Origin of the sequence: Paraglaciecola mesophila KMM 241 (genome assembly GCF_000315015.1) — a bacterium.
In the GTDB taxonomy this organism is placed as follows: domain Bacteria; phylum Pseudomonadota; class Gammaproteobacteria; order Enterobacterales; family Alteromonadaceae; genus Paraglaciecola; species Paraglaciecola mesophila.
On record NZ_BAEP01000029.1, the window covers coordinates 57,634 to 67,352 of the forward strand.

Here is a 9,719-nt window from a genome sequence, read left to right on the forward strand (position 1 = left end):
GGCATGCTAAATAGCATACCTGTCTGTTGGAATAAATCACTTATAAAAGTTACTTAGTGATTAGAACTTATAAGATACCGACGCTTGATAGTGACGTGGTAGCTCAGGCAAAACAATTTGTGCACCGAACAAATCAGGGAAGTTTGCACGATAGTACTCTTCGTCTGTTAAGTTTTTGATGTTCAAACTGGCTGACCATGTATCTGTGGTGTAAGTCACACCGGCATTCACTAAAGTGTACGAAGGTAGTTCCACCGATTGTGAGAAGCTAGAGTAAGTCTCATCTGCGCGCACAATGCTGGCACTCGCCGCATAACCATTTAAGAAGTCATACGTGGCGTTTAATGTGTAGATGTTTTCAGGAATACCGGCTTTTCTGGCAGATTCTTTACTTGCACCTTCAGGGATAAGCGTTAAACCGATTGGGTTACCACCGAATACCAATGAAGGGTCAGTTAAGCTGGTTAAGTCTTCAGCTCCTAGGAAACCGAACAACGAACCGCCGTTGCCGTCGTTGTACGCAGTTAAGTTATACACCTTCATTTTAGTATAACCGGCGCCAACGACTAATTGGTCGTTCACTACCCAACGTAATTCAAATTCGGTACCTTTGTTTTGCGTGGTAGCGTTGGTCACAATTGCTTGTGCGTTGAAATCTGAACGCTCTTGTTCATATACAGACAAGGCGAAATATAACGAATCGTCTAAGAATGAACCTTTAACACCAAACTCAGTAAGTTCAGATGTATCAAATGCACCGTTATAACTATTACCATCATCATCGATTAACTGACCGTAGCCAATTTCCGCACCTTGACCTGCGACTAAGGTTGCTTGCTCAGCCAACGTTACATATGGGATTAAGCCAAACTCGGTTTTATAAGAAATACTGGTATTCCATGATGTCCCGTCAACCGTTTCACTGGTTGAAAGAATGTCACCTTTGTTTAGTAATAAATCACCGCGACTCGTTGTTTCTATATCAATGGTGTCGTAACGCAGACCTAATACGATATTCAAACCCCAGTCCCAGGTTAGATCTGTCATGGCCGCTATACCGTAATCGGTATAGTTACCTTTATCGTAGTTATCGTAATTGTCGTTGATACGAGTCGCCATTTCACGTCTGTCAAGGGCAGTGGATTCCATGGTCAAATCACGACGATTAAAGTACTCATAGGTGAAATCATCGCCGTGTAAGAAGTTAGTGTGGCGAATTGATGGTGATACTTGGAATTGAGCTAGCAACGAGTTGGTTTCATATTCAGTAGAGAAGATTAATTTATTTTCAACCACTGAGCTGTTATGAAACTGCGAGAAGCCATAGGCGTTCTCGTTTAAGTTCTCATAGTCTTCATAGAAGAATTGATTTTTGATTTCCCAGCCATTATCGCTGTAGTAAATCGCATCGAAATACAAGGTTTGTACCGTATTTTGCAATACATCATCAGCTGCGACCAATACTTGATTGCGGCCCAATGTGGTAGTACCAACATTTTCTAGTTGCATTAAATCAGTGGCATCTGCATCTGTGAATAAAGAAGGCACGGCGTAAAAGAAACCATTCCCTGCTAAGTTCACTGCGCCATATTCCTCATGCGAAATTGCACCGCTACCATCTGTATCGATGTTTTTCGCGGTACCTGTAATGTAGGTGCCGTTATCGATTAGATCTTGAGTTAAGCGGTTCCAACCAGCCACTTGATTACCGTCGTAATCGTGATACATGCCACCGAATTCAAAACGCAGGTTATCGGTTACGTCGATATTAAATGAGCCTTGCAATACGGTTTGATCGGTACCTGAGTTTTCATAATAACTACCTGAATTTTCAACCTCGCCGTACAAATAGAAACCCGCTTCTTTGCCGCCTAAAGTGGCAGGGCCGCCAATTTCTGCGGTCATGACGCTTTTATCCCATGATCCTAGCGTATAAGAAAATTGACCTTCATTTTCTTCAAGATACTGGCCGCCACTGGCGCGGGCTGATTTAGGATTAAAGTTTAAGTAGCCACCAATTTTTGCAGGGCCATAAATTGGTGAGGCCGGGCCACGTACAATATCAATACGGCTTGATGCACCAATAGGTGTGGGGTAGTTACCTGGGTTATCTAAGCGCTTAACGCCACGAAAATATGTTTCGCCGGGCGTACCACGTACGTCAAGTGAGCCGGCGACACCAAAGAATGATTGGGTAAACGTACCGGGCGAGAAGGCAACTAAATCGTCGATGTCGGTTACTGCAAAGCGTTCTAGCATCTCATCACTGATGGTTGATGCTGAGCGGGGAGTCTCCAAAATAGACTTACCAAAACCGAAAACGGCTTCTACACCTTGACCAGGTAAACTACCTAGTGATCCCGTTACTTCAATACGCTCTACATCGGCGGTTTCTTGAACTGCCGATTCTTGAGCTGATATGGTGGGAGCTAGCGACATCGCTAATCCTAGCAAAACAGCTTTGCTCAAGGTTGAGCTTTTAAATAAGGGATGGTTCATCTGTATTCCTCTCACTTTTTTTCTTATGGGTGTGTGTATAGTTTAAAATTTTGGTGCTACTACACAGACTAAAAGCATGAAGGGTGCCAAAGACTTGTCCAAATGGTCAAGTAATTAGTCTAATATGTAACGTACTGATATTTATGATTTTTTTAGTTTACATCTCTGGCAAATATGATATATCCGGAACAGAAGAGCAGTGAAATAATATTAGATGCACCAAAATGGCTCGAAAATCTCTTGTTTGCACCGAAAAACGCCCAACTGGTGGGTGAACTCATTGGTCAAATAAATTCACGATACCTGCAGACTTAGTCTAATTCACTGCAGATTGCAGCTTTTTGGCGAGTTTTGTATGTTCTATAAGCAACTCTCGTTCATTAATTGCAAAGTGTTCTCCTTCTTCTATTACCCATTTTCCTGCCAACATGAGTTTATCGACACGATGTGCTCCGCACGTCACTATGGCGGCTATTGGGTCACCAGCACCAGAGAAACGCAGTTCGCTTAAGTCAAAAATAGCTAAATCTGCTTGTTTACCCATGCTGATATCGCCAATGTCTTGGCGATGAAGTAAAGAGGCTGAACCATTAGTTGCAAGTCCTAAAGCATATTCAGCCGTGATATCTTCAGCACCATAACGTAGCCTTTGTTGTAAAAGAGATTGGCGAACCTCTTGTATCATGTTCGAACAGTCATTCGACGCTGAGCCGTCTACACCCAGACCCACACGGCATCCAGCTTTTATTAAGTCCAAAGTTGGGCATATGCCTGATGCCAACAGCATATTTGAAGTAGGGCAGTGGGCAATACCGACTTTGGCATTGCCTAAACGGACAATTTCCTCTGAAGTGAAGTGAATGCCATGGGCTAGCCATGTTCTGTCAGTTAACCAGCCGCACTGTTCTAAATAATCCAACGGGCGTGCACCGTAGATGCGCTGACAAAATGCATTTTCGTCTTCAGTTTCGGCGAGATGAGTATGAAGCAATACATCATTTTGCTTCGCCAAAAGGGCGGTTTGTTCCATCAACTCCTGTGAGACAGAAAAGGGTGAGCAGGGCGCTAGCGCAATTTGCAACATGGGGCTAGCATGCTTGGTAGCGGATTGGTGATAGGCGTCAATCACGCGCTGTGAGTCTTTAAGAATGGTTTCTTCGTTTTGTATTACAGAATCTGGAGGTAAGCCCCCACTGCTTTGGCCCAAGCTCATGGAGCCTCGCGTCAGAATGCCTCGACAATTTAGCTCTGCTAATGCTTGAACCTGAACGTCAATGGCATGGGTGAGCCGCTTTGGGAACACGTAATGATGATCACCAATGGTTGTACAACCAGACTTCATTAATTCAAGCCCCGCTAATTTAGTTGCACTGTATAACATCTCTTCATCTAGGTTTTTCCATACCTTGTACAAAAATGTCAGCCAAGGAAACAGTGGTTTATTCAATGCTCCAGGCACACAGCGCGTCAGCGTTTGATAAAAATGGTGATGGGTGTTGATCATGCCGGGCATAATCACTTTACCTGTGCAGTTTTCTATGGCGTCGAAGTGTAACTTTGGGGTTTCGCCGCTTTTTACTAATTCAATAATACGGCTACCTTGGATCAATAGGCCGTTGCCGGCATTTTGGTTGTTCGCGGTGAATACCGCTTCTGGAGATTTAAGCCATAATGTCGGTGCTGTGCTTGCTTGCATAACGTGTGTCCCTTAAAAAATGCATACTAATGGGTATTACTTTTGTAGCTACTGGAAAACAGGTGTTGTTAATGACGGTGTTTAGTCCTATAAAATTGTAAAATTCATTCACTAGCGATTGCTTCTCTCGTTGCTGCTCAACGTTGTTCAGACTCGTTTATTGGCGATTCACCCACTAAAACTGTAGCTGCTGGCTGATTGTACTTAGGCGCTAGTGATGGCTCTTGTGGCTCAAAAATATCTGCTTCTACCACGGCAGGTTTCGGCTCTGGTATGGCAATGCTCATGATAATCGCGCAGAAACCTGCCGTGGTAACCGAAGATGAGAGTATGTTGTTGGCTAGTTGCGGTAATTGGGCCAGTGTGTCAGGTACCATCATGACACCTAGACCTAATCCTAAAGATGTTGCGATGATGAGGCTTTTTCGCCTATCAATTGGCTCGCTGGTCAGTATTTTTACACCTGCAACGGCAATAGTTGCAAACATAACAAGCGTCGCGCCACCTAACACAGGTTTAGGCATAAGCTGCAATACACTGCCAACAACCGGAAATACGCCAAGCAATACCAGAAAGCCGGCGATATAAAATCCAACATGACGACTGGCGACACCGGTCATTTGTATCACCGCATTGTTTTGCCCGAACGTAGTATTGGGAAAGCTATTAAACATGGCCGCCAACATAGAATTAATACCATCCGCTAAAATTCCGCCTTTTATGCGCTTGAGGTAAATCGGCCCCTTGATTGGCTCCTTACAAAAAAGGCTGTTGGCGGTTAGATCGCCTGATGTTTCAATCGCGCTTAGGAAATACACTAGTGCTATTGGAATAAACAGTTCCCAGTCAAACGCGACACCGTATTTAAACGGCTCAGGTATGCTAATCAAAGGGGATGACAGCATATTATTGAATGACAGGATACCCTGATACCAAGCAATGATGCAGCCGACTAACATACCAATGAATATCGCGCTCAAGCGCAACAGCGGATATTTAGATGCGTTAAGGGCAATCACGGTAACAAGTACGCTTAGGCCTAAAATAAGATTATGCGGCGCGCCAAAATCCGGTGCATTGAAGCCGCCGGATAAATCAGTCATGCCGACTTTAATTAAGGTGATACCGATAGTGGTGATCACGATCCCTGTGGTGAGAGGGGTGATCACTGCTTTTAAATGCTGAATAAATTGACTTAATACAATTTCAACAAAGGCACCAAAGAAACATAAACCAAACATCAGAGCCATAATTTCTTCATTCGACCCACCACGACTTTTTATTGCGGTACCGGCGACTAACAACGCGCTGATAAAAGTAAAACTCGTTCCCTGCACGGCTATAAGGCCGCAACCGATAGGCCCAAATTTTTTAGCTTGAATAAAAGTGGATACGCCGGATGTCATCAGCGCCATGCTGATTAGGTAAGGTATTTCAGCCTGCAAGCCAAGTACCGAACCGATGATCAATGTGGGTGTAATGATGCCAATAAAACACGCCATAATATGCTGCAGCGCAGCAGTTGTACTATGACCAACAGAAGGAACATCTGTTAAAGAGTATAAAATTTCACCATTTTGGGGGCGATTAGTCTGCATATGTTGGCCTATTTTTTATCTGTTATGGGTAACACGTTATTCAGGGATCAGTTCTTTGCTGGTTGGCAAAGTGCATATTGCCGACAAATAAATTTTCCGTAACGGGAAGGCGTTTGAGGAAAGCTTTTAGCGCCTTGGTCTAAAAATGTCTGCTCAAATACCTTGATACGGGAATGATAATTAGCTAGTAGCGCGCGTTTAGTTCGCTCATCAACAAATCCATGCTTGAGAGAGTTTTCAGCTAAGCCAGTCAGCTCTTGCCATGATAAATTGAATTCTTTAACGGCAACAAAGTACTCGTCTGTCATGTTTGAATCCCACATACCGCGGTCGTCTGTTGATAGCGCAACTGGGATCCCGGTGCGCAGGTACTCAGGGAAGGGGTGTTGATGATATTCATCGACGTACTCAAGCAGCAAATTACTTACAAGGTTAATTTCTACTAAATAGCGCTCGTTTCGCATCAATAGCATGGTGGCAGGATCGTCAATCAAATTGACCCCATGTCCTATACGATTAGCGCCTAATAGTAGGGTGTCTCTTACATGAAAGTTTGGCTCATCTACTTCACCTGCGTGGATGGCCAGCGGTATGTTTGGGATGCGCTGGCGTAATTTTCGTAAAGTGGATAAAAACCGTAAAGGATACCCTTTATCGTTGTCTTCTCGGCCGACCATATTGATACCAACATAGATGTCTCTATGCTTATCAACAAAGCGATATATCCATTCAAGTTCTTGCTCCGCATTAGGTAAGAAGCGCAATAACGCATATTGCAGTCGGGCGGTGACACCTGTGGCGATGGCATCTTCTTGAGCTAACCGTTGACGGAAAATATCGACTACTTCATCGGGTGAATATTGAGAGCCATCTGGTTTTACAACGCCTTTGGCATTGGTTTGCGCTTCAATGTAGCGCAACCCTTCTTTTGCAAAAGCTTGCATATTTTTCACCAATAATTCTGCCATTATGATTGGATTGCGATTCAGATCGCCTAGGCGAGACCAATGCTTTTCAAAAAATTCAGCCCGTCCTTCAAACGGCTTGTCTAATCTAATGCTGTTCATCCATGCAGATTTTTGTTCGTCCGACAATGTGACGAGATCGCGATATTCGCTTTTCTCGCAATCATTCAGCGCTGCATAGTGGCTATGTTGAATGGTCTTGAATAACAATAATTGCGGATTACGGCCAAACTCATTATTGCCATAGCCATGACATTGTTTGATAAACACCTTGGTGTAATAGCGATATCCACCGTTAGTTTTTTCATCAGTAGCAAGGGTGTACCACCAATGACTGAACCCCGAGCCGCCAAGGTGATGATGAAGGTCACCTCCTTTTGGTAGCGCATATAAAAAGTTGTATAGGGCTGTGTTACTAGCCTGTTGCTTAAATGATTCAAACCAATGAGGCTTGGGCTTTATTGGTGCGTCTGCTTTCGTAGCAAAGGGGATCAGGGTATACCCAACGAAAACAAAAAGTTGAAAATAGTGATTCACGTAACGATTAATATGCCGTTTATTTTTGAGAGTCGAGTTCGAATTGGTGTGCACATTAAAGTGGCGTTTATAAATGTGGCGACGAATGTGTTGTACGATGTTCATAAATGTGTCCGTTGCTGTTGACTGATAAAGTCTAGTCAAGATGGCACAATTCATTGCAATTATTTGACCAAATGGTCAGTGTGAAATGTCTCTTTAAGGCTTTGTAATTTAAGGAATAAATATTAGTAAATTATTGTGGGATGCTAATTGCAAATTAAGTTGCACTTTTATAGTGCAGTTTACTTCTGTTTTGATACACATAGATGAACCACACTTTAATCAAATACGCGCTTACTTGTTGAATGATAGACATTATCGTGATTACAAATTGATGAAGTGTGCTAATCCGCATCGGGTAGAACGATCGTGTATAGTGGTCAATAATGCGAAAAGTTCATTAGCACGTAACAGCGAAAAGATACCTAAAATAACGTTGATCTATTGACCCGATTTTTATAATGGAGAACCCAGTGCAAGACACTTCAGCCCTCGTAAGCCCACTATGGTTAAATGCGCATTTGGATGATGCCAACACGATGGTTTTCATGAGTACAATGAACGTGATCACCACAGGTGAGCCAGAACCAGCCCCTGCCGGCTATATACCAAAAGCACAAGTATTTGATTTTGAACATCAGATTTGCGACCCATCTAGTTCACTACCTCACACTATGCCCAGCCCAGAGTTATTTCAGCGAGAAGTGCGAAAACTTGGTGTGAATAAAGACAGTATCGTGATTGTTTATGATAATCAGGGCTTGTTTAGCGCACCCCGCGTGTGGTGGATGTTTAAATGCATGGGCCACAAGGAAGTCTACGTGTTAAATGGTGGCTTTCCTGCATGGCAAAAAGCGGGCTTCAAATGTGTTGAACAGTTGTCGTTAGAGAAGCAAGAGGGAGACTTTATAAGTCAATTTCATGCACAAAGAGTGATAGATGCTAACGGTGTTTTAGCAGCACTTGATGCACCTAATTGTCATGTTATAGACGCGCGTTCAGCGGATAGGTTTTATGCAAAGGTAGAAGAGCCGAGACCCCACCTACGTAGCGGCCATATGCCCAATGGGTTGAATTTACCTTTTAGTGACTGTATTGAAAATGGTCAATTGCTACCCCCCCTAAAACTGCAGGCTAGATTCGATGCGTTAGGGGTTCGTGAGAACGATAATTTAATGTTCAGCTGTGGCTCTGGCGTAACAGCCTGTGTCTTAGCCTTGGCGGCTAATGAAGCAGGGTATCAGAATATACAAGTTTATGACGGTTCATGGAGTGAGTGGGGTGCAGATGAAAGATTACCTGTTGTTAGATAATCATATAAGTGCCTGCGCTACTCGCTAGCAACTTCTGTTAAGCAAGGGTAATCAGTTGATTCAGTGAGTATTCATTCACCCAAATAGATAATTCAATCGTTGAAATTCAGCGATTATAACCCATCGCGATGTAAAGGAAATAATATGAAAAACGCGTTTGCTATTGTTACTCTATTGGCGTCAAGCGCCGCATTAAGTTTTAGTCCAATGAGCGCTGCTAGTACTGAGGACAAAGTGCATCAAATTAGCGTTAGTGGCCAAGCGAATGTGGCAAGTGTGCCAGACCTGTTCCAGTTCAGTGTTTATGTAGAGGAGCAAGGAGAGCGGGTGCAAGATTTAAACAGTGTCGTCGCAGACAAAACCCAAACCATTATCAGCAGTGTGTTGGCCTTTGGTGTTGACAAAAAAGACGTGCAATCAATGCGTGTTCAGCTGAATCCTTGGTACGAACACAGTAATAATCAACGCATTCAAAAAGGCTTTAAGCTTTCAAGAGAAATTAACTTCACCTTGCGCGATATTTCAATATACGACCAAGTGATTGATGCGGTATTAACGACGGGAGCGAGTCGTATTGATGGCTTCAATTATGTTGTTGAAGATCCACAACCGCAGTATTTAGCAGCGCTAGAATTGGCACTGAAAGATGCAAAATTACGGGCCTCTCGTATGGCAAAAACCTTAGGCGCCAAACTAGGTAAAGTTATCTCGATCAGTGAAAATAGTGGTTATTCACCCATGCCCAGAGGTCGTGAAGTGATGATGATGAGCAAATCAAGTGATTCACTACCAGGCCAAATTAACACCGCTGCACAGGTAAACGTAACCTTCGAATTGGTGGAGTAAAGTGAGGCGGTTACATGCCTAATAGTGAAATGATACCTTACTATTGCGAACAGAAACTTGCTTGATTAGCTATACCGTGCTTGATTACTTGAATGGTTTAGGAAAAAAGATGTTAACGAATACAGCTTATCCAAGGTTGCCGTATTCGCCTATCTCGTTAAATGCTTTAATGGAAAGTCAATTATCAATAGTAATAATCAAGTTCCACTTCGGGCGGAGCAAC

Annotated in this window: 6 protein-coding genes; 2 read left to right on the forward strand and 4 right to left on the reverse strand. The window is 43.3% G+C overall.

What is annotated here, in order from left to right:
- Positions 1-60 precede the first annotated feature (60 nt).
- From GMES_RS06970 to GMES_RS06985, 4 genes are all read right to left on the reverse strand, one after another.
- Positions 61-2,499, reverse strand: a complete 2,439-nt coding sequence (locus tag GMES_RS06970) for a TonB-dependent siderophore receptor (protein WP_006991918.1) — start codon at positions 2,497-2,499, stop codon at positions 61-63.
- Positions 2,500-2,815: 316 nt separating this feature from the next.
- Complete coding sequence (locus GMES_RS06975) at positions 2,816-4,195, reverse strand: 8-oxoguanine deaminase (protein ID WP_006991920.1); 1,380 nt, start codon at positions 4,193-4,195, stop codon at positions 2,816-2,818.
- A gap of 137 nt (positions 4,196-4,332) precedes the next feature.
- A complete protein-coding gene (locus tag GMES_RS06980; protein ID WP_006991921.1) occupies positions 4,333-5,793 on the reverse strand; it encodes a uracil-xanthine permease family protein in 1,461 nt (486 codons plus the stop codon).
- A gap of 47 nt (positions 5,794-5,840) precedes the next feature.
- Positions 5,841-7,400, reverse strand: a complete 1,560-nt coding sequence (locus tag GMES_RS06985; protein WP_006991922.1) for an adenosine deaminase family protein — start codon at positions 7,398-7,400, stop codon at positions 5,841-5,843.
- Positions 7,401-7,810: 410 nt separating this feature from the next.
- Here GMES_RS06985 and GMES_RS06990 point away from each other — a divergent pair, with 410 nt between their 5' ends.
- Entirely contained in the window at positions 7,811-8,650 is an 840-nt protein-coding gene (locus GMES_RS06990) for a sulfurtransferase (RefSeq protein ID WP_006991923.1), read from the forward strand.
- A 144-nt stretch (positions 8,651-8,794) separates the two neighbouring features.
- Complete coding sequence (locus GMES_RS06995; RefSeq protein WP_006991924.1) at positions 8,795-9,496, forward strand: SIMPL domain-containing protein; 702 nt, start codon at positions 8,795-8,797, stop codon at positions 9,494-9,496.
- Positions 9,497-9,719 lie beyond the last annotated feature (223 nt).

Coding starts and splice junctions, on each gene's coding strand:
- GMES_RS06985 (WP_006991922.1), bottom strand. CDS start 7,400: ATGAACATCGTACAACACATTCGTCGCCACATTTATAAACGCCACTTT.
- GMES_RS06995 (WP_006991924.1), top strand. CDS start 8,795: ATGAAAAACGCGTTTGCTATTGTTACTCTATTGGCGTCAAGCGCCGCA.
- GMES_RS06970 (WP_006991918.1), bottom strand. CDS start 2,499: ATGAACCATCCCTTATTTAAAAGCTCAACCTTGAGCAAAGCTGTTTTG.
- GMES_RS06980 (WP_006991921.1), bottom strand. CDS start 5,793: ATGCAGACTAATCGCCCCCAAAATGGTGAAATTTTATACTCTTTAACA.
- GMES_RS06975 (WP_006991920.1), bottom strand. CDS start 4,195: ATGCAAGCAAGCACAGCACCGACATTATGGCTTAAATCTCCAGAAGCG.